Origin of the sequence: Mangrovicoccus ximenensis, from assembly GCF_003056725.1 — a bacterium.
Lineage (GTDB): Bacteria > Pseudomonadota > Alphaproteobacteria > Rhodobacterales > Rhodobacteraceae > Mangrovicoccus > Mangrovicoccus ximenensis.
Genome location: NZ_QBKZ01000021.1, coordinates 1 through 19,495, shown reverse-complemented (window position 1 = coordinate 19,495; position 19,495 = coordinate 1). Strand labels below are relative to the sequence as shown.

Genomic DNA, 19,495 nt, shown 5'->3' with positions numbered 1-19,495 from the left:
GCTGGCTGCGGCACCCGAGGCTGCGACGCTGCTCAGGGGAATTTGAAGCGGGTTGAAGGCTGGGCGCAGGCAGGCCAGGCGCATCACCGGATGCCCGGCAACGCGGTGTTGCGGGGCAATTTGCGTCGCGTGCACGGTTGATTTCTGGTCCTGGTGGTGCGGTGGGCGCGGCTGGAGAAGGCCGTGTGGCGGTCATGCCCCGAGGGGGGCGAAGAGGTCCTGGAGGGTGGCGGCGTCGAGGAGGGTGTCGGTGCCCGCATTGCCTTCCGCGAAGAGGGCGTCGGCGAGGGCCTGCTTGCGGGCCTGCATCTCCAGGATCCTTTCCTCCACCGTGCCTGCCGCCACCAGCCGGTGCACGAAGACCGGCTTGTCCTGCCCGATCCGGTGGGCGCGGTCCATCGCCTGGCGCTCGACCGCCGGGTTCCGCCACGGGTCGTAGAGGATCACCGTGTCCGCCTCGGTCAGGGTCAGCCCGGTGCCCCCGGCCTTCAGGCTCAGGAGGAACACCGGCGCTTCGCCGCGGGAGAAGGCCTCCAGCACCCCGGCGCGGTCGCGCGTGTCGCCGGTCAGCGACAGCGACGCGATCCCCGCCGCCGCGAGGTCCGTCTCGACCAGCCGCAGCATTTCCACGAATTGCGAGAAGACCAGCACGTGGCGGTCCTCGGCCACCAGCTCCGCCAGCAGCTCGCGCAGCCGGGCGCGCTTGGCGTTGGTGGGCGACAACCATCTTGACCGGCACCGTCAGGCAAGTTGGCCGCCGCCGCCAACCGCAGGGAGGGCGTAGCCCGGTCTCCCGGGCTCGAGGGTCAGGAGGAAGATCGGGGTTTCGCTCGCGGGCGGTGGCCGAGCGCCGCCGCGGGATCCGCCTCGGCCAGTCGTCCGGCCTTGCCTCCGGCCAGGCAAGCTGCGCGCCAGGCGGAAAGCGTCCGGCAGCCCAGAGCCGCCGGAGAAGCACGGCAAGGCCGTCTCCGCGGCGGCGCAGCGGATCGGACAGGCCATGGGCGCAGCCCGGGGAAACCTTCCGGACCGGCTCGGGCAGCAGCCTGGGATCGGCCGGACGGCCGGATTTCGCGGGGGCGCGATTGCGCAGGATCTGCCTCGCGCGATGGCGCCGGGCGAACTGGTCCGTCAGCCGGCCCGCCATGGGTACCTCCTGCCTGGTCCCTTTCCATGGAGCTTCCCGCCGTGCTGGAGAGGGGCCGTGGCCGGCTCCTTCCCTGGCAGCGGAACGGCGGCTTGTCCCGCGCCCAAGGTGCAGAAAAAAGTACCCTTGGAAACATTTTTCTGCTGCGTTGACATGGAGTTGCGCATCTCTGGATACTTGCTTCAACTTGGCCTGATTCGTCCTGCAGCCCGCTGGCAACGCGAAGAACCCGTCCGCACGGGCTCTGTCGCCGTGTCAGCCGCACGGGTGGATTGCCGACAGGGAGAGCCGCCATGAGCAAGAGCAAGGATGCCGCGTTCGGCGACCTCCTGTCCGGATTGGAGGGGCAGCCGGAGGCTGCAAAGGCCGCCGGGCCAGACAGGCGCCGGAAGCGGAAGGCGCCGGAGGCCGGTGCAGGGTCCATCCTGCTGGTCGATCCGGCTGCGTGCCGGATCTGGGAGGGGCACAACCGCAGCTATGGTTTGCTGGACGAGGAAGCCTGCGGCGACCTCATTGCCGGCATCCGCGCGCAGGGTTGCCAGGAGTTTCCCGCGATCGTGCGGCAGGTGCGGGATGGCGGGGGCGTTGCCTACGAGGTGATCTGCGGCGCGCGGCGGCATTTCGCGGTCAGCTGGCTGCGCGCGAACGGCCATCCGGAGATGCCGTTTCTCGTCGAGATCCGGGATCTCGGCGACGAGGAGGCCTTCCGTTTGGCCGATGTGGAGAACCGCCACCGCCGGGACATCAGCGACTACGAGCGCGCGTGCAGCTATGCCGTTGCGCTGGAGCGCTACTACGGCGGCACGCAGTCCGTCATGGCCAGGCGTCTGGAGGTCAGCGAGAGCTGGCTGTCGCGCCGCCTGGCCCTGGCGCGTCTCCCTGAAGAAATCGTGGCGGCCTACGCCTCGATCCGCGACATCCTCGAAGTGCATGCGCGGCAGCTGGCGCCGCTCCTGTCTGATCCGGGCGCCAGGGAGAAAGTGCTGGCAGTGGCAAGGGACATGGCGGCCGGGAAGGCCGAGGGGACGGCGAGGACCGGAGCGCAGGTCCTGGCGGCGCTGCTGAAGCCGGCGCGGCCGCCTGCCGCCGAGCTTCCGGCTCCGAAGGTTTACGGGCCGAGCGCGGCGGCCGGCATTGCCGCGATCCCGAGGGGCCGCAAGCTGGTCCTGGAAGTGCCGCCCGAAATATCCCGCGAAGAGTTCGATGCGGCCATCCGGGAATTTGTCCGGGACCGCTTCGGGGACGCTTGAGAAGGCGCATGTCTTGCCACATGGCAAGACATTTGGAAAACGCAATTCCGGGATCGCCTGCGGCGTCCCGCCGGTGGCCGCTTTTGCGCCGCAATTGCGGGCTCAGGGCTGCAGGTCCAGCGGGTATTGCAACGCGTCATGGCTGCGCTGCAGAAGCGGGACCGCGAACGAACGGAAGCGGGTTGCTCCTGTCTCCTCCAGGCCGCGGATGAGTACCTTGGTGCGTTGCCGTGCCTTGTCCAGCTGTGTGGCAGCCAGGCCCGGCGCATCGCCCCGCTTGATCTCCTGTTCGAGCTCCCACAAGCGTTGCCGTTGATCGGCGACGAAGGCTGCGGCACGTTCTTCGGCGCTGCCGGACACAGCATTGTCCAGCTGGGCAGCGCGGTCGCGCAGGAAATTTTGGCAGTGGCGATCGATCATGGCCTGTGCCGGAACCTGACCCGCAAAATCTGCAAGCTGGTCCTGCTTGAGAAAGGCGTCGATCTGGGCAAGATAGGCTCGGGATGCCATTGGCGCGCCGCCGCTGCTGCCGACTTTGGGTTGCTTGCGCCACTCGGAAAAGTCCATCTTTTCGTTTTTCGCGATGCCGTGGCCCAATGCGCTGACGGCGCCACAGGCCAGCACGGCGAGACTGGCGACCCCTCCGGCCATGTCCAGGACAATCGGGCGTCCGAGCGCCTGGAAATCCTGCAGCGCGACTACGAGGATGCCGGCCCGCTTGTCTTCGTGGAGCCCGAAGCCGCCCACGCGGAGCCAAAGCTGGCCGAATGGCAGATCCGCGAGCGCGGAGATGACCTGCTTGCGCCAGGCATGCTCGCGCACGCGGGCGAGCGGCGCCAGGACCGGATAGTCGATGGTGACATGCGCGCATCCCAGCCGATCCAGCGCCGCGCGCAGTTGGCGGCAGCCGTCCGCGTCGACCGGCAGCCAGGGCTCTCCCATGTCGCCGAGCAGATGCGTGGGCGCGAGCACCGTGTGGACATGGTGCGCGGCGGCGAATTGCGCCATGCTCAGGATGAGGTCGTCGTTCCTGCTGCGGCTGAAATCTTCCGGCGTCCAGGGGCGGTCACGGTTGGCCCATGGCAGCTTGTCCTTGCGGGCAAAGCGGCCGGGTGCCGCGGTTTCCGCCGCGTTGAGGTCGAGCACGATCTCGCCGGTCCGGTTCGTTGCGAGGTCCTCGGCAACGCTTGCTTTCCGGTGCAGATAGGATGCGTCGAGGACGAGCCGTGTCCATCGCGGGTCGGCGCCGAACATGGCGCTACAGGTCTTCTCGTCCAAGTGGAGATAGGCCGGCAATCCGCCCGTGTCGTGGTCCTGCACCTGCGCGTGTTCCATCTTTGTTCGCTCCGGATGGATTTGGGCATCTGTCGCGTGGCCTGCAAGCCTATGGTTTCCTGAATAAAATTAATTTCACGAATTTAATCTCGAGCAGCCGCGACCTTGACAATTCCGGCAGCGGGAGCGCCTCATCATGCCCATGGCAGCGGGCTGGAAACCGGAAGATGTCCGAATTGCGGATGCGGCGGAACTGCCGCTCCATCCGGCTGCGCGATCCGCCTTCGAGGCCTGGAGCAGAGCGTGGACATCCTGTGCCGGCCATGAGACGGCCGCGCGTGGCGCGGTGGTTGCCATTGCCGCCATGGCCCCGGAAGGGCCTGCGGTCGTCGGCGGGTTCGGGGCCTATCTGCGCGCCCTGGCGGGGGAGGAGGGCGTGCTCGCGGTTGTCCTGCCCTTCGCGGCCGAAGCGGCGGTTCTGCAGGCGGCGCGGGCGGAGTTGGCGATCTTGCTCCACGCTGCGTCCCTCCCTACCGAGATGGCTGGCGAGATTGCCCGGACCCTTGCCGGGATGAGTGCCGATATCCCGGCCGGTGAGGCCGGGGCAGGGGATGCGGGCAGCCGACCGGATGGCCCTCCGCCCCTTCGTGTCCCGCGCGCGGCCGAGGGCACCCAGTTCGAGCGCGCTGTCGCGAGATTCCGGGCGTCCCCGGCAGGACTGCCCTGAGGCGCTATCCTGCCGGGTCCATATGTACCGGTATTCAGAAACGTGCGGCACCTCCTGGCGGCAATGCCGCAGTATTTCAGCATGTTGCATTTGGAGGCGCTATCCCGGTTTTCCCATGCCTACCGGTATTGGGTTCGGGGCGGTCCCGCGCGGGCGTCCCGTTGCGCCGCCCGGGGCGCTATCCGGATCGGCCTCCATGTACCGGTATTGAATTGGGGCGCTATCCGGATGGCCGGACATGTACCGGTATTGAACGGGCTGGCCGTCCATGCTCAGCTGGAGGCGAGCCACAGCAGCGAGGATGCGGGCGATGCCGGGACCGGAGAAATTTTCCCATCCCCTGTTCGGGGCGGTGCCGCCGTCCGCGTGCCGCGCGCTCCATGCCGAGGCAAGGCGCCTTCTCGGACTACTGCCGGAAGGGTCCGGCGGAGCCCGGGTCGGGGCCATGGCCCGGCTCGATGCCCTGTGCGGCGGGGAAGCGGAGGCTGCAGCCGGCCCCGCCGAGGCCGATCATGCAGATCAGTTGCGGCGTGTTCGCCATCTGCAGCCGGACGGCCAGGTCGACAGGCTGCGGATTGCCCAGGCCGTGGCCGCCAGGCCGGGCCGCGCCAAGCATCGTGCCGGTGCGGGCATGTCCAGAAGACCAAGAAGACGACGCCAGTCCCGCCCGGACCGAGACAAGGGAGACGCGCCGCCCGCAGGGGCGTCGCAAGGAGCAACCGAGAAGGGAGAGACCGCCATGGCGGACAATTCTGACAATGAATACTGGGAGGCCAATCTCGGCCTCATCAAGATGTGCCTGATCATCTGGGCACTGGTTTCCTTCGGCTTCGGCATCCTGCTGCGGCCGCTTCTGAAGGGCATTACGTCCGGATTGACCGCGATGCCGCAATCGACCGCCGCGGTGANCCTTCTCGATCTTNCACCCCGTCGGCGGCNATTGCCGGAGATCTCGACCACCTCCGCCGCATAGGAGCCGAAGGAGNTGATGCGCCGCGNATGCCCTGCACACGNGCCGTCCTGCGGACNTGCCCCAGCCGGCCTTCGCCGNCGACGGCCTCCAGCACCNGCGGCCAGCCGNCAGCTGCTCGGGCNCGGTCGCCGGGCAGATGCGCCAGCCGGAAGGCCAGCGGANTCCTNGTCCCGCCGCCGCCGCGGCCAAGTCCATCATCGTCTCCATCACATAGGCGGTATGGGTATGCCCGACCGAGCGCCACCACAGGATCGAGGTCGCCTTGGCATGGTCGGTCAGCCCCGCATACATGCCGGGGATCGCATAGGGCGTGTCCGCCACCCCCTCGACCGAGCTGCCGTCGACGCCGTCGACCACGATCACCGACTCGAAGACCGATCCCTTCATCAGCGACTGCCCGGCGACCCGGTGGTNCCCAGCCGGCGATCTTGCCGTCGGAGCCGATGCCGACCCGGACCTTGTGGGCGNAAGGCCGGACNGGTACCAGCCGCCCTTGATGTCGTCCTCGCGGGTCCAGACCAGCTTCACCGGGCGCGTGCGGTCGGTCAGCGCGAAGGCCAGCCCCGCCTCCACCTGGTAATCCGCCGAGGGGTTGCCGCGCCGCCCGAAGGAGCCGCCGGCATAGAGCGTCTCCACCCGGATCAGCGACGGGTCGAGCCCGAGGATCTGCGCCAGCGCCATATGCGGCGAGGTCGGCATCTGCGCGCCGTCGAGCAGCGTGATCCCGCCATCGGCATCGGGGCGGATCGTGCAGGTCAGCGGCTCCATCGGCGCATGGGCGAGGANGCGGGAAGTAATAGGTCCGCNTCGATCNACCGTCGCCGCGCCCTCGATGCCCGCGGCATCCTCCGGCACGCCCTTGGCATCGTATTCCGCGGGCGCGTTCACCGCCGCCAGCAGCTCCGCCTTGACGTCCTCCGAGCTGCGGCTCTCGGCGGCCGAGACGTCCCACTCGACCGTGATCGCGTCCCGCGCCTGGATCGCCGCCCAAGTGGTTTCGGCCATCACCGCCACGCCGCCGCCATTGGCCAGCGTTCCGGCCATGACGAAGCCCTTGATCCCCTGCGCGCCGCTGTCGTCGAAGGAGGACACCACCGCCCCCATCCGCGGCGGCCGCGCAATCACCGCGACCAGCTGGTTGTCGAGCTGCACGTCCATCGCGAATTGCGCGGTGCCGTCGATCTTGCCCGGCGTATCCTTGCGCTTCACCCCGGGCTTGCCGATCAGAACGAAGTCCGAGGGATCCTTGACCGCGGGCTCGGCCGGCACCGGCAGCTCCGCTGCCGCCGAGAGGAAGGGCGCGATCTCCGCCGGGTCGCCGTGGCCGGCGATCTTGCCGCCCTCGAGCGTCAGCGTGCCGGGCTCGACGCCCCATGCCTTTGCCGCGGCCTGCAGGATCATTTCGCGCGCGGCCGCGCCGGCCTGGCGGTACTGCATCCAGCTGTTGGCCGTCGCAGTCGAGCCGCCGGTCGCCTGGAACTTGCCGAAGAAGAGGTTGTTGTAGACCTCCGGGTCCGAGGGCGCGAAGGCGACCTTCATCGCCTCCATCGGCATCCCCATCTCTTCGGCGATCAGCGTGGTCAGGCCGGTGGTCGTGCCCTGCCCCATCTCGAAATGCTTGACGATCGCGGTCACCGTGCCGTCGGGATCGACCCGCACGAAGGGCGTCAGCATGCCGCCGTCATCGCCCTGCGCCATCAGGCCATGCGGCCCCATCCCGATCACCAGCGCGCCCGCGCCGGCCGCCTTGAGGAATCCGCGGCGTGTGGTCTGCAAGCTCATCTCAGGCCTCCATGATGTCGGCGGCGCGATGGATCGCGGCGCGGATGCGCTGGTAGGTGGCGCAGCGGCAGGCATTGCCCCACATCGCCGCGTCGATATCCTCGTCGGTGGGCTTCGGCGTCTCGCTCAGGAGCCCCACCGCCGACATGATCTGTCCCGACTGGCAATAGCCGCACTGCACCACGTCAAGCTCGGCCCAGGCCGCCTGGACCGCCTGCGCGGCCTTGCCGNCCGATGCCCTCGATCGTCGTCACCTCGGCCCCTTCGGCATCCTCGACGAAGGTCTGGCAGGAGCGCACCGGCACCCCGTCCAGATGCACCGTGCAGGCGCCGCAGCTCGCCNACGCCGCAGCCGAACTTGGTGCCGGTNCAGCTTCAGCTCGTCGCGGATCACCCACAAAAGCTGGTGAAGGCGCAGGTCGAGGGCGGCATCGGCTATGGCCTCGGCGCGGTCATGCGCAACATGATCACGCTCGAGGGCGGCGAAGTCGTGCAGTCGAACTTCCCCGATTACGAGCCGCTCAGGATTACCGATATCGGCTCGATCGAGGTGGAAATCCTGGCCTCGGCCGAGGCGCCCAGCGGCATCGGCGAACCGGGCGTGCCGCCCGCGGGCCCGGCGCTGGCCAATGCCATCGCGGCGGCCGGAGAGCTGGTGACCGAGCTGCCTGCGCTCCCGCGTGGCCAGCCGCTGGCCGTATTCCAGCACGCGCAGCTCTTCGGCGAGGCTGATCCGCACGTTGCTGTCGGTGCCGATGCCGAAGCGGCCGCCCGCCGCCAGGAAGTCCGGCGCCGGGAAGAGGCCGTCACCCAGATTGGCCTCGGTCACCGGGCAGAGCCCGGCCACCGCGCCGCGCGCCGCAATGCCCGCGACCTCCGCCGGGATCAGATGGGTGGCGTGGATCAGGCACCAGCGCGGCCCGACCTCGGCCTCGTCCAGCAGGTATTCGACCGGACGGCGCCCCGAGAAGGCCAGGCAGTCCTCGACCTCCTTCACCTGCTCGGCGACATGGACATGCACCGGCCGGTCCGGCAGTGCCGCCGCGAGGAAGGCCAGATCCTCCGCCGTGGCCGCGCGCAGCGAATGCGGCGCATAGCCCACAACGTCGCCCGGGCGGCGCATCCCGTCACAGGCCTCGACCAGCCGCAGGAAGGCGTCGCGCGAATGCAGGAACCGCCGCTGTCCCTCGACCGCCGGGACCGGCCCGAAGCCGCCATGCGCATAGAAAACCGGCAGATGGGTCAGCGCGATGCCGGTCTCCGCCGCCGCCGCGAAAATCCGCGCCGAAATCTCGGCCGGGTCGGCATAGGCGGCGCCGTCCGGCGCGTGATGCAGGTAGTGGAATTCGCCGACCCGGGTGTAGCCCGCCTCCAGCATCTCGACATAGGCCATCGCGGCGATCGCCTCGGCCTCCTCCGGCGCCAGCGTCAGCGCGAAGCGGTACATCATCTCGCGCCAGGTCCAGAAGCTGTCCCGCCCCGGCCCGCGCGCCTCGGTCAGCCCGGAAAAGCCGCGCTGGAAGGCGTGGCTGTGCAGGTTGGCCATGCCCGGCACCAGGCAGGCGACGCGCAGCCCCTCGCCGCCCGCCCCGGCCTCGACCGAGGCGATCCGGGCGCCATCCAGCACCACCGCCACGTTCTCTGCCCATCCATCGGGCAGAAGCGCCCGTTCCGCGATGATTTTCATGCTCCGCTCCGCCTGTTGGTCCGCAAAGGCTTTCCTGCCTGCTTGGTCATATGTATATACTTATGGACACAACAGGGAAAGCCGGAACGGACGCGATGCGCAGAATTTGGACAAATGCCCGTGTGATCACAGGGCTTTCGGACAGTCTCGACCCCGAGGAGCTGGAGATCCTGACCGAGTCGGGCCGGGTGGCGGAGGTCGGGCACGGCTTGGCCCGCGACGGCGCCGAGGTGATGGATTGCGGCGGCGCGCTGCTGACCCCCGGGCTGGTCGATTGCCACACCCATCTGGTGCATGGCGGCGACCGTGCGATGGAATGGGAGATGCGGCTCGACGGCGCCGGCTACGAGGACATCGCCCGCGCTGGCGGCGGCATCGCTTCGACGATGCGCGCGACAAGGGCGCTGTCGGTCGACGAGCTGGTCGAGACCGCCCTGCCCCGGCTCGACCACCTGCTGGCCGAGGGCGTGTCGACCGTCGAGATCAAGTCCGGCTACGGGCTGGAGATCGAGGCCGAGCTGAACATGCTGCGCGCCGCGCGGCGGCTCGGCGCGCTGCGCCCCGTGCGTGTGATCACAAGCTGGCTGGCCGCCCATGCCCTTCCGCCGGACTACAAGGGGCGCGGCGCCGACTATATCAATGACGTCGCCATTCCCGGTCTGGAGCAGGCCCATGCCGAAGGGCTGGCCGATGCGGTGGACGGGTTCTGCGAGGGCATCGCCTTTTCCGCCGCCGAGCTGGAGCCGCTCTTCGCCCGCGCGGACGAGCTGGGCATCCCGGTCAAGCTCCATGCCGAGCAGCTGACCCACCAGGGCGGCACGCTGCTGGCCGCGCGCCATGGCGCCCTGTCGGTCGACCATCTGGAATATGCCACGGCCGGAGACGCCGCCGCGATGGCCGCGGCCGGCTCGGTCGCGGTGCTGTTGCCCGGCGCCTATTACATGCTGCGCGAGGAACAGGTGCCGCCGGTCGGGGCTTTCCGCGCCGCCGGCGTCCGCATGGCGCTGGCCACCGACTGCAACCCCGGCACCTCGCCGATGACCTCGCTGCTGATGACCATGAACATGGGCGCGACCCTCTACCGGCTCACCGTGCGCGAATGCTTCGCCGCCACCACCCGCCATGCCGCCGCCGCGCTCGGGCTGGGCAGCGAGACGGGTGTGATCACAAAAGGCGCCTCTGCTGATTTCGCGCTCTGGGATGCCGCAAGCGTTGCCCAGATCGCCAACCGCATCGGCTTCAACCCGCTGAAATCGCGGGTCTTCAAGGGAGAACCCGTCTGATGGCCGTCACCCTCGTCCCCGGCAAGGTCGATCTGAAGACCCTGGCCGGTATCTACTGGAACGGCACGGCAGCCGTGCTGGACCCGGCCGCGATGCCCGCGATCGAGTCCGCCGCCGCGCTGATCGCCCGGGTCGCCGCCGGCAAGGACCCGGTCTACGGCATCAATACCGGCTTCGGGAAGCTCGCCTCGATCCGCATCGCCGCCGGAGATGTCGAGACGCTGCAGCGCAACCTGATCCTCAGCCATTGCTGCGGCGTCGGCCAGCCGCTGGCCCCGGAAATCGTCCGGCTGATCCTGACGCTGAAGCTGATGTCGCTCGGCCGCGGCGCCTCCGGCGTGCGGCCGGAGCTGATCCGGCTGCTCGAGGCGATGCTCGACGCCGGCGTGATCCCGGTGATCCCGGAAAAGGGCTCGGTCGGCGCCTCGGGAGACCTGGCGCCGCTCGCCCACATGGCGGCGGTGATGATCGGCGAAGGCGAGGCCCTCTTCGGCGGCGAACGGTTGCCGGGGGCCGAGGCGTTCGCCCGTGCCGGGCTGCCCCCGGTCGTGCTGACCGCCAAGGAAGGGCTGGCGCTGATCAACGGCACGCAGGTCTCCACCGCGCTGGCGCTGGCGGGGCTCTTCCGCGCCACCCGTGCGCTGCAGGCGGCTGTGATCACAGGCGCGATGTCGACCGATGCCGCCATGGGATCGACCGCGCCGACCCGCGCCGAAATCCACACATTGCGCGGCCATCAGGGCCAGATCGACGTGGCGGCCTCGCTGCGCGCGCTGCTCGACGGCTCCGAAATCCGCGAGAGCCACCGCGAGGATGACGAGCGCGTGCAGGACCCCTACTGCCTGCGCTGCCATCCGCAGGTCACCGGCGCCTGCCTCGACCTGCTGCGCCAGGTGTCGGTCACGCTGGAGATCGAGGCCAATGCCGCCACCGACAACCCGCTGGTGCTGTCGGACGGCTCGGTGGTCTCGGGCGGCAATTTCCACGCCGAGCCGGTCGCCTTCGCCGCCGACCAAATGGCGCTGGCGATTGCCGAGATCGGCGCCATCGCCCAGCGGCGCATCGCGCTTCTGGTTGATCCGGCGCTGAATTACGGGCTGCCGGGTTTCCTGACGCCCGCGCCGGGGCTGAACTCGGGCCTGATGATCGCCGAAGTGACGACCGCCGCGCTGATGAGCGAGAACAAGCAGCTGGCGCATCCGGCTTCGGTGGATTCCACGCCGACCTCCGCCAACCAGGAGGACCATGTCTCGATGGCCTGCCATGGCGCGCGGCGGCTGCTGCAGATGACAGAGAACCTGAACTACATCCTCGGCGTCGAGGCGCTGACCGGGGCGCAGGGCATCGCCTTCCGCGCGCCGCTGGCCACCTCGCCCGCGCTGGCGAATGTGATCACAGCCCTGCGCGGGACCGTGCCGGAGCTCGGCCCGGACCGCTTCATGGCCCCCGATCTGGAAGCCGCCGGCCGGCTGATCGCCGACGCAACCCTGACCGCAGCCGCCGGGCTGCCCCTGCCGGAGGTGTTCTGATGCATCCCGTGACCGTGACCCGCGGCGGCAGCCCGCTGGTGCTGGGCTTTCCGCATACCGGCACCTACGTCCCCGAAGACATCCGCACGCAGCTGAATGCCGAAGGCCGCCTGCTGCGCGACACCGACTGGCATGTCGAGGCGCTCTATCGCGATCTGGTGCCGGGCGTGACCGCGGTGGCCGCGAATTTCCACCGCTACCTGATCGACGCCAACCGCGACCCGGAAGGCGTCAGCCTCTATCCCGGCCAGACCACCACGACTCTGGTGCCGACCACCACCTTCGACAATGCGCCGATCTGGGAGACCGCGCCGGATGCGGCCGCGATCGCGGCCCGCCGCGCCGACTGGCATGCCGTCTACCATGCCGCGCTCGAGGCAGAGCTGGCCCGGGTGAAGGCGATCCACGGGGTGGCGATCCTCTATGACTGCCACTCGATCCGCTCGGTGATCCCGTGGCTCTTCGAGGGCGTGCTGCCGGATTTCAACATCGGCGACAACAATGGCGAGACCTGCGATCCCCGCATCACCGCCGCCGTGCGGGCCCGCTGCGATGCCTCCGGGCGGACTGTGATCACAAATGGCCGCTTCAAGGGCGGCTGGACCACCCGGCATTACGGGCGGCCCCATGACGGCCTCCACGCGATCCAGATGGAGCTGGCGCAGTCCTCGCATCTCGCCGGAGAGGAACCGCCCTTCGGGCTCGACGCGCAGAAGGCCGAAAGCCTGCGCGCCGTGCTGAAAGACATTTGCCAAGACCTGATCGACCTCGCGCCGTCGCTCGCGCGCTGAAAGGACATCCGATGACCAATCCCCGCCACAATATCCGCGACGTCTTCCCGCCGGTCGGCCCCGAGCTGAACGCCAAGTCCTGGCTGACCGAGGCGCCGCTCAGGATGCTGATGAACAATCTCCACCCGGATGTCGCCGAAAACCCGCACGAGCTGGTCGTCTATGGCGGCATCGGCCGCGCGGCGCGGACCTGGGAGGATTTCGACACCATCGTGGAAAGCCTCAAGGACCTCGAGGCCGACGAGACGCTGATCGTGCAGTCCGGCAAGCCGATCGCCATCATCCGCACCCATGCCGACGCGCCGCGGGTGCTGATCGCCAATTCGAACCTCGTGCCGGAATGGGCCACCTGGGAGCATTTCAACGAGCTCGATCGCAAGGGCCTGATGATGTACGGCCAGATGACGGCCGGCAGCTGGATCTATATCGGCGCGCAGGGCATCGTGCAGGGCACCTACGAGACCTTCGCCGAGGCCGGGCGGCAGCATTACGGCGGCGACCTCAAGGGCAAGTGGATCCTGACCGGCGGCCTCGGCGGCATGGGCGGCGCGCAGCCGCTGGCGGCCGTCATGGCCGGGGCCTGCTGTCTTGCCGTCGAATGCGACGAGACCCGCGCCGATTTCCGCATCCGCACCCGCTATTGCGACGAGAAGACCCGCGATCTCGACGAGGCGCTGGCGATGATCGACCGCTGGACCCAGGCGGGAGAGGCGAAATCCGTGGCGCTGATCGGCAACGCGGCCGAGATCTTCCCGGAAATCCTGCGCCGGATGGAGGCGGGCGAGGCGCTGCCGAACGGCAAACCGGATATCGTCACCGACCAGACCTCGGCGCATGACCCGTTCCGCGGCTACCTGCCCGCGGGCTGGTCGGTCGCCGAATGGCGCGCCCGGCAGGAAGCGGAGCCGGAAGCCGTCGCCAAGGCGGCGAAACAGTCGATGAAGGCGCATGTCGCGGCGATGGTCGGCTTCTGGAACGCCGGGGTTCCGACGCTGGATTACGGCAACAACATCCGCCAGATGGCCAAGGAAGAGGGGCTGGAGAACGCCTTCGCCTTCCCCGGCTTCGTGCCCGCCTATATCCGCCCGCTCTTCTGCAAGGGCATCGGCCCGTTCCGCTGGGCGGCGCTGTCGGGCGATCCGGAGGACATCTACAAGACCGACCAGGCGATGAAGGAACTGTTCCCCGAGAACGCCCATCTGCACCGCTGGCTCGACATGGCGCGCGACCGCATCGCCTTCCAGGGCCTGCCGGCGCGGATCTGCTGGATCGGTCTCGGCGACCGCCACCGCGCGGGGCTGAAATTCAACGAAATGGTGGCCTCGGGCGAGCTGAAGGCGCCGGTGGTGATCGGCCGGGACCATCTGGATTCCGGCTCGGTGGCCAGCCCCAACCGCGAGACCGAGGCAATGCGCGACGGCTCGGATGCGGTCTCGGACTGGCCGCTGCTGAATGCGCTGGTCAACACCGCAAGCGGCGCGACCTGGGTGTCGCTGCATCATGGCGGCGGCGTCGGCATGGGCTTCTCGCAGCATGCGGGCGTGGTGATTTGCGCCGACGGAACGCCGGAGGCGGCCAAGCGGCTGGAGCGGGTGCTGTGGAACGACCCGGCCTCGGGCGTCTGGCGGCACGCGGATGCCGGCTATCCGGAGGCGATCGAATGCGCCCGCGCCAACAAGCTGCGCCTGCCTCGGATCCTCGGCAACTGATCCCGGCCCGGAGGCCATGACAGGACGGAGGGCGGACCCGCCCTCCGCAAGCCAAGGAGAGACGCGATGCATTACGCCCCCGGCAAGGATCCCTGCCCGCTGCCCTTTTCGCCCTTCAAGGCCTGCACCGTGCCGCGGCCGATCGGCTGGATTTCCACCGTCAGCCGCAGCGGGATCGCAAACCTGGCGCCCTACAGCCAATGGCAGAACCTGACCTTCGACCCGCCGCTGGTGATGTTCTCGGCGAACCACTACCCGGACGGACGGCGCAAGGACACGGTGGTGAATGCCGAGGAGACCGGCTGGTTCGTCTGGAACATGGCGACATATGCGCTGCGCGAAGCGGTCAATGCCTCTGCCGCCGCGCTGCCGCCCGAAGCGGACGAATTCGAGGCGGCGGGCGTGACCAAGGCCGCCTGCATCGACGCGCCGGGGCCGCGCGTCGCCGAAAGCCCGTGCCAGTTCGAATGCCGCTACCTGTCGACCCACCGCCTGCCCGGCAATTCCGCGGTCGGCAGCATCGACGTGGTCTATGGCCAGGTGGAGCGCATCCATGTCGCCGACGCGGTGATCAGCGCGGAAGGCAAGCTCGATGTCGCGAAGATCGAGCCGCTGGCAAGGATGGGCTATTACGACTACGCGGTGATCCGCGAGACCTTCGAGATGCGCATCCCCGGCAGCGCCGCTGCCGCCGACGGGCTGGAGGGCAAGGCGTGACGCCCGGCCCGCAATGGAGCGCCGCCACCCGCGTCTTCGACCCATGGCAGAACGGCGGCGGGCGGACGGCGACCCTGGCGAGCTTCCCCGAAGGCGCCGGGATCGGGGATTTCCTCTGGCGGATCAGCCTGGCGGTAATCGACCGCTCCGGCCCGTTCTCGGCGTTTCCGGGGGTGGAGCGGCTCTTCACCCCGGTCGCGGGCGATCCGGTGCGGCTGGCCATCGGCGGCCGCAGGGTCACCGCCGCCCCCGGCATCGATCCGCTGCGCTTCGATCAAGGCGCAGGGCCTCGGTCGTGGCCGCGTTGCGGGCCTGCTCGGAGGCCGTGAAGCGGTCGTTGGCCTCCTGCATCGCGCGCCAGTTGCGCATGCTCTCGGCCTCGGCCTCCTGCCGGTTGCGCATCGCCTGCATGTCGATACTGCCAGCGCCGCCGCCACCGGGCAGGGCCTCGCGGGTCTCGGTCGCCTTGGTGCGGAGACTGTCGAGCGCGTCCCACAGCTCGCCCAGGCGGTCGATGACGCGCCCGAAGCTGGCGCCGTCGATGTCGGCCACGGACTCGAAGGCCTCGCGGGCCTTGAGGATCAACTCGGCCATGCCGGTCTCGAATTCTCCGGCGCTGATTTCGCCGTTGTCGAGCTGGGCGCTCAGCACCTGCATGCCTGCTGCGGCTTCGTTGATGGCGGCGGCAGCCTCGCCTTCGCCTGCCCGGCGCAGCTCGCCCGCGAAGCGCTGCATCATCGGCGTGACGGCATCGGCCTGCGCGCCGAACCGTCCATACAGCGCGAGAAGGCCGGCGATTTCTTCCGCGTGGGCCTTCACCGCTTCGCTGTTGCCGTCGAGCGCTTCAATGACGCCGTCGCCAAGCAGGGCGGATGCCTGGGCGGGGCTGCGAAAGAGCGAGGACGTGTCAACTTCGTCAGTCTCAAGCCGGACGTTCGCCACCTGCCGGGCGAAGTCCACCACTTCGACAGCCGCCCGCTTCCAGCCGTTCGCAATCGAGGTCGTCAGGGCGCTATACCGCCGGTCAAGTTCGTCTGCGTTCGCGATCTGCTCGGCGCTCAGCGTTGAGGCGCTGCCAAGCATGTTGCGAATTTCGGCATCGCTCAGCCGCAGCATTTCCACGAACCGTTCGCCGCCTTCGCCGCCGAAGACCTCGTCCGCAACCCGGATCTGGGCCGCCCGGTCGAGCCGCCGAAGCCGGGTCATGATTTCAAGCATCAGCTCGGAGGGGTCTTTCAGCTTCTCGGCCAGCTCTTCCGCGCTGAAGCCCAGCCGCGCGAAAGCCTCGGCGCCCGAACCCTCGCCAGTCGCGACCCACTCTTCAGCCCGGATGTTCAATTCCCTGAAGCTGTCCGTCATGGCGTCAAGGCTGATGCGGTTCCGCTCGGCGACGTACTGCCAGCGCTGGAAGCTTTCCGCGTCCACGCCAGCACGGGCCGCTTCGTTGCCGATGTCGGCAACGGCCCGCATGGTTCGGTGTACCTGGGCGGCGGCAAGGCCGATACCGGCAAGGGCGCCAGCCCCGGCCAAACCGCCGATGGACCCCACGCCCGGAAGCTGGATGCGCGACAGGCTGTGCGTGATGTTCGCGCCCAGGCCCTCGTATTGCTGGCCGATGCGCTCGGCGTTCTGGCGTGCCCGGCGCTCGGTGTCGCGGGCGAAGCGCCGCTGGGCTTGGTTGGCCCGCTGAAAGCTCCTTTCAAGCTGGTTAATCCTCGCCTCAATCGGGACGATCAGGCCGGGCATCTCGGTGTTGCTGGTCATGGGTAATCACTCACTAAAAAACGAAGAGGGACGCCTCGGGGGCGTTGTAGGCGGAAAGGTTCGATTGCCCGAGAGACGTGCGGTAGATGGCCATCGCGGCGGCGACTGCGCCGTCAATCCGGTCGGTCTTCTGGCCCTTATGCATCTTCACAAGGCCGGTATCGGTGCGGACGGCCACCACGGACGCGAGGTGATGCCGAAGGACAGGGTGCCCGTCATGGCGCACCAGCTTGCCGTTCACGATGCGCTCAAGGTCTGCACCGGCTGCGCCCATGGTCAGCGGGGCTTGCCGGACGGCCACCACGGGCAGGCCGTCATCGAAGAGGTTCTGCATCATGCGCGCGGCTAGGTGCGGGTCGAAACCGATTTCCCTTACGTCAAACTTGGCGCACAGCTCACGGATTTCGTCCTCGACTGCGCCTTCGTCGATGATCGGGCCGGGACACAGGCGGATCAGGCCTTCGTCGGCCCACTTCTGGTAGGGCACGCGGTCACGGTCTTCACGCGCCTTCAGGTCTTCGCCGGGCACGAAGAACGTGGGCCGGAGCGTCACCTGTCCGTCAGGATGCTGGAAGGCCGCGACAATGGCCGTCAGGTCGCCAGAGCGGGACAGGTCCACGCCCAGCCAGCAGGGCAGGGCTTCTAGGTCTTCGTCGTCGTCGTGGAGCTTCCGTGCGTCGTAGGTCTCGAAGTCGAAGAGCGGGTCGCGGCTGTTGCCCAGCCAGCGGTTCAGGTTGAATTGCTCGAAGCTGTGGCGCTCCGGCGGGCTGTCCTTCGCCTTCTTCGCAAGGCTGCGGAGGCCGTCGAGGTCAGGGAAGCCATGGGCGAGGCCGGGGTTCACCCGGTGCCAGACGGCTTCGTGGTCCCACTGGTCGCCCTGCTCCGGCTCGAACAAAATCGGCAGGAACTCGGGGTTCTCGATCTGGCCAAGCGCGACACCGCGCGCATAGCTGTACTGCTCGGCGGCAAGGCCCTCGGCACCGCGCCCGGCGGTCGTGGCGATCACGGTCAACCCGCCGGGGCGCTTGGCCATGCCGCTTTGAAGGGCTTCCCACAAATCGCGGCCCTTCCACACGTGGATTTCGTCGGCCAGGATGAAGGTCGGCGTCGTGCCGTGCATAGCCTTGCCGTCGCTGGACACGGCCTTGAGGGTCGAGCCGTCGCGGGTGCTCTTGACGGTCTTCGGCGCGTTGTTGGCGTCATAAATTTTGGTCACGCGCTCAAGGCGCTTGTCCTGCCGGATGATCTCGGCGGCTTCGCGGAAGCCAATACCCGCCTGCTCGCGATCAGACGCGGCGAAGATGATCTGCCCGGCGGGCAGTTTCTCAGGCCCCAGAAGGTGCAGGAGGGCGAGGGCGGCGGCCAGCGAGGTCTTCCTGTTGCCGCGCGGGATCATCAGGAAGACGCTCTTCACCACGCGCGAGCCGTCCGGGTTCCTCGGCCCGTAGATGCGCCGGACAATCCGTTCCTGCCAGGGCGCGAGCTGGAAGGCCCGTTTGGGCGCGGAGCTGGCCGGGTGCTTGAGCCGCCGAAGGAACTCCACGGCCCGTTCGCCGTACCCCAGAGGGTCACCGATCGGCGTGCCGTCGAATACCCACGCCGGATAGGTGCTTTTCGTCGTCATCACACCGCCAGCGGGTCGTCTTCGTCATCATCCGGCAGGGCAGCACCCACGCGGGCGCGCGAAGTCGGGGTCAGGCCGTACTCGGCGGCGAGCTGGCGCGCGGTCTGCGCGTAGCGGATTTGCAGCCCGCCCAGCTTTAGGTCGGGCACCGGCATTGCCGCCATCGCGTCGGCGATCTGGCGGACGGCACCCATGGCCATGCAGTAGTTCTCCACGCCGGACAAGTCGGCCTTCGTGATGATCTGCCGGGCAATGAGCTGGGGCATGATCCGTTTCCACTCGGCCTTGGCATGCGTCCCCAGGTGCTTCGGCACCGGTGGGGCCTTCGTCAGGGCCTCTGCGTCGGCGGAGATAGGCGGCTTGATGCCCCGCAAATGGGTGCTCATGCCGCCACTGCCCGCAGCTCAAGGCCGCGCCTGCGCCCGATCTCGGCAATCGCGACGATGTTCCAGACCCTGCCGCCGTGAACGATCCTGTCGGAGACGGTCACGCCGGGAAGCCAGCGGATCAGGAAGACGCCGTTGTTCTCGGTGCCGGTGCCGTAGTCGGCCAGAAACTCGGAAAGGGTCGCCTGCCTCAGCTCGGCGCGTCCCGCCGCGTAGGCGGTCCAGGTCTTGGTCACTGCACCAGAGGCGGCGACGATCTCCGTCTCGTGCTGAAGCTCGATGTAGTGTTGCAGCTTGCCTGCCTCGATCATGGTCAAGGCCTCCACATGGCGACGCATTCGAGGGCCATCGCGCCGTGGGTCGCTACCAGCTCGGGCTTGGGGTCGCGCATCCAGGCGAGGGTGGGCCGCTGCCAGTCGAGAAACATCGTGTCCTCGGTGTCTGCCGGGCCAGTTTCGAGCGCATGCAGGACCGCACCGCCGATCTGCCGGGCGATCTGGGCATTCTCAAGCGCCCAGATATGCAGGACCAGAGAGACACGGCCAGAACGCCAGCCATTGCCCGAGTAGCCCAGGAATTCGAGCTTCTGGTTGCCGAAGAGGATGCTCGGGAAGTTCTCGGGGCGTCCAGGAAGCTCGCGGATGTTCTCCGGCTGCACCAGCGCCACCACGTCCGGCGAGGCGATCAGGGTCGAGCGAACGGCAGTCTGGAAGGCTTCGGTCGGGTCAATCATCGGCCTTGGCCTTTGCGTTTCGGACTGCCTTGCCCACCGCCCGCGCGATCCTGCGCCGGGTGCGGGCCTGTGTCAGCCGGGCTGCGGGCAGAAGGAAGGGCTGGGCGTTGGTGCCGGGGTG

The 19,495-nt window shown here is 68.6% G+C and carries 15 protein-coding genes and 5 pseudogenes; 9 read left to right on the top strand and 11 right to left on the bottom strand.

Features of this window, described 5'->3' with window-relative positions; genetic code table 11:
* Window positions 1-192: 192 nt before the first annotated feature.
* Window positions 193-723, bottom strand: a complete 531-nt coding sequence (locus C7T91_RS25215; protein ID WP_108262311.1) for a DEAD/DEAH box helicase — start codon at window positions 721-723, stop codon at window positions 193-195.
* Between the two features lie 714 nt (window positions 724-1,437).
* Between C7T91_RS25215 and C7T91_RS25210 the strand changes: the two genes are divergently transcribed.
* Window positions 1,438-2,394, top strand: coding sequence for a ParB/RepB/Spo0J family partition protein (locus tag C7T91_RS25210; RefSeq protein ID WP_108262309.1), 957 nt, complete (start codon window positions 1,438-1,440; stop codon window positions 2,392-2,394).
* Window positions 2,395-2,496: 102 nt separating this feature from the next.
* Here C7T91_RS25210 and C7T91_RS25205 read toward each other — a convergent pair whose 3' ends face one another.
* Both C7T91_RS25205 and C7T91_RS31875 read right to left on the bottom strand, forming a co-directional pair.
* Window positions 2,497-3,729, bottom strand: a complete 1,233-nt coding sequence (locus tag C7T91_RS25205; RefSeq protein ID WP_108262307.1) for a hypothetical protein — start codon at window positions 3,727-3,729, stop codon at window positions 2,497-2,499.
* 49 nt (window positions 3,730-3,778) lie between these two features.
* On the bottom strand, window positions 3,779-4,186 hold the full coding sequence (locus C7T91_RS31875) for a hypothetical protein (protein WP_145963019.1): 408 nt from the start codon (window positions 4,184-4,186) through the stop codon (window positions 3,779-3,781).
* Window positions 4,187-5,135: 949 nt separating this feature from the next.
* On the opposite strand from C7T91_RS31875, the pseudogene C7T91_RS36990 reads away from it, so the two are divergent.
* Window positions 5,136-5,276: pseudogene (locus C7T91_RS36990) on the top strand (sodium/substrate symporter small subunit); the annotation flags it as partial.
* Between the two features lie 648 nt (window positions 5,277-5,924).
* On the opposite strand, the pseudogene C7T91_RS36985 reads toward C7T91_RS36990, so the two are convergent.
* Window positions 5,925-7,151: pseudogene (locus tag C7T91_RS36985) on the bottom strand (molybdopterin cofactor-binding domain-containing protein); the annotation flags it as partial.
* 1 nt (window position 7,152) lies between these two features.
* Window positions 7,153-7,590 (bottom strand): annotated as a pseudogene (locus tag C7T91_RS36980) ((2Fe-2S)-binding protein).
* Between C7T91_RS36980 and C7T91_RS36975 the strand changes: the two are divergent.
* A pseudogene (locus tag C7T91_RS36975) lies at window positions 7,555-7,821 on the top strand (xanthine dehydrogenase family protein molybdopterin-binding subunit); the annotation flags it as partial. The pseudogenes C7T91_RS36980 and C7T91_RS36975 sit on opposite strands and share 36 nt — an antisense overlap.
* Here C7T91_RS36975 and C7T91_RS25180 read toward each other — a convergent pair.
* Window positions 7,774-8,838, bottom strand: a pseudogene (locus C7T91_RS25180) (formimidoylglutamate deiminase); the annotation flags it as partial. The pseudogenes C7T91_RS36975 and C7T91_RS25180 overlap by 48 nt on opposite strands.
* A 95-nt stretch (window positions 8,839-8,933) precedes the next feature.
* On the opposite strand from C7T91_RS25180, the gene hutI reads away from it, so the two are divergent.
* The 6 genes from hutI (at window position 8,934) to C7T91_RS25150 (ending at window position 15,196) form a co-directional block, all read left to right on the top strand.
* Entirely contained in the window at window positions 8,934-10,121 is a 1,188-nt protein-coding gene (gene hutI, locus C7T91_RS25175) for an imidazolonepropionase (RefSeq protein WP_108262299.1), read from the top strand.
* The gene (hutH, locus tag C7T91_RS25170; RefSeq protein WP_108262297.1) at window positions 10,121-11,650 is read left to right on the top strand and encodes a histidine ammonia-lyase; all 1,530 of its coding nucleotides are present in this window, start codon (window positions 10,121-10,123) and stop codon (window positions 11,648-11,650) included. Before hutI ends, hutH begins: the two co-directional genes overlap by 1 nt.
* A complete protein-coding gene (gene hutG / locus C7T91_RS25165; RefSeq protein WP_108262295.1) occupies window positions 11,650-12,441 on the top strand; it encodes an N-formylglutamate deformylase in 792 nt (263 codons plus the stop codon). Before hutH ends, hutG begins: the two co-directional genes overlap by 1 nt.
* An 11-nt stretch (window positions 12,442-12,452) precedes the next feature.
* Window positions 12,453-14,150 (top strand): urocanate hydratase, encoded by a 1,698-nt coding sequence (gene hutU, locus C7T91_RS25160; protein ID WP_108262293.1) that lies wholly within the window; start codon window positions 12,453-12,455, stop codon window positions 14,148-14,150.
* A gap of 66 nt (window positions 14,151-14,216) precedes the next feature.
* Window positions 14,217-14,867 (top strand): flavin reductase family protein, encoded by a 651-nt coding sequence (locus tag C7T91_RS25155; protein WP_108262291.1) that lies wholly within the window; start codon window positions 14,217-14,219, stop codon window positions 14,865-14,867.
* Window positions 14,864-15,196, top strand: a complete 333-nt coding sequence (locus C7T91_RS25150) for a HutD family protein (protein ID WP_108262289.1) — start codon at window positions 14,864-14,866, stop codon at window positions 15,194-15,196. The genes C7T91_RS25155 and C7T91_RS25150 overlap by 4 nt, the downstream gene beginning before the upstream one ends.
* Here C7T91_RS25150 and C7T91_RS25145 read toward each other — a convergent pair.
* The 5 genes from C7T91_RS25145 to gp17 are packed head-to-tail and all read right to left on the bottom strand — an operon-like array spanning window position 15,105 to window position 19,374.
* Window positions 15,105-16,631: a phage tail tape measure protein gene (locus C7T91_RS25145; RefSeq protein WP_108262287.1), complete on the bottom strand. Its 1,527-nt coding sequence runs from the start codon at window positions 16,629-16,631 to the stop codon at window positions 15,105-15,107. The genes C7T91_RS25150 and C7T91_RS25145 overlap by 92 nt on opposite strands.
* A gap of 13 nt (window positions 16,632-16,644) precedes the next feature.
* Entirely contained in the window at window positions 16,645-18,255 is a 1,611-nt protein-coding gene (locus C7T91_RS25140) for a terminase large subunit (protein WP_108262285.1), read from the bottom strand.
* Window positions 18,255-18,641, bottom strand: coding sequence for a phage terminase small subunit P27 family (locus C7T91_RS25135; protein WP_108262283.1), 387 nt, complete (start codon window positions 18,639-18,641; stop codon window positions 18,255-18,257). The genes C7T91_RS25140 and C7T91_RS25135 overlap by 1 nt, the downstream gene beginning before the upstream one ends.
* Window positions 18,638-18,952 carry a phage head closure protein gene (locus C7T91_RS25130; RefSeq protein WP_161556104.1) on the bottom strand — a complete coding sequence of 105 codons (315 nt, stop codon included), beginning with the start codon at window positions 18,950-18,952 and terminating at the stop codon, window positions 18,638-18,640. The genes C7T91_RS25135 and C7T91_RS25130 overlap by 4 nt, the downstream gene beginning before the upstream one ends.
* Window positions 18,953-18,954: 2 nt before the next feature.
* Window positions 18,955-19,374, bottom strand: a complete 420-nt coding sequence (gene gp17, locus C7T91_RS25125; RefSeq protein WP_108262279.1) for a tail completion protein gp17 — start codon at window positions 19,372-19,374, stop codon at window positions 18,955-18,957.
* Window positions 19,375-19,495 lie beyond the last annotated feature (121 nt).

Coding starts and splice junctions, on each gene's coding strand:
- C7T91_RS25210 (WP_108262309.1), top strand. CDS start 1,438: ATGAGCAAGAGCAAGGATGCCGCGTTCGGCGACCTCCTGTCCGGATTG.
- C7T91_RS25205 (WP_108262307.1), bottom strand. CDS start 3,729: ATGGAACACGCGCAGGTGCAGGACCACGACACGGGCGGATTGCCGGCC.
- hutI (WP_108262299.1), top strand. CDS start 8,934: ATGCGCAGAATTTGGACAAATGCCCGTGTGATCACAGGGCTTTCGGAC.
- hutH (WP_108262297.1), top strand. CDS start 10,121: ATGGCCGTCACCCTCGTCCCCGGCAAGGTCGATCTGAAGACCCTGGCC.
- hutG (WP_108262295.1), top strand. CDS start 11,650: ATGCATCCCGTGACCGTGACCCGCGGCGGCAGCCCGCTGGTGCTGGGC.
- hutU (WP_108262293.1), top strand. CDS start 12,453: ATGACCAATCCCCGCCACAATATCCGCGACGTCTTCCCGCCGGTCGGC.
- C7T91_RS25155 (WP_108262291.1), top strand. CDS start 14,217: ATGCATTACGCCCCCGGCAAGGATCCCTGCCCGCTGCCCTTTTCGCCC.
- C7T91_RS25145 (WP_108262287.1), bottom strand. CDS start 16,631: ATGACCAGCAACACCGAGATGCCCGGCCTGATCGTCCCGATTGAGGCG.
- C7T91_RS25140 (WP_108262285.1), bottom strand. CDS start 18,255: ATGACGACGAAAAGCACCTATCCGGCGTGGGTATTCGACGGCACGCCG.
- C7T91_RS25135 (WP_108262283.1), bottom strand. CDS start 18,641: ATGAGCACCCATTTGCGGGGCATCAAGCCGCCTATCTCCGCCGACGCA.
- C7T91_RS25130 (WP_161556104.1), bottom strand. CDS start 18,952: ATGATCGAGGCAGGCAAGCTGCAACACTACATCGAGCTTCAGCACGAG.
- gp17 (WP_108262279.1), bottom strand. CDS start 19,374: ATGATTGACCCGACCGAAGCCTTCCAGACTGCCGTTCGCTCGACCCTG.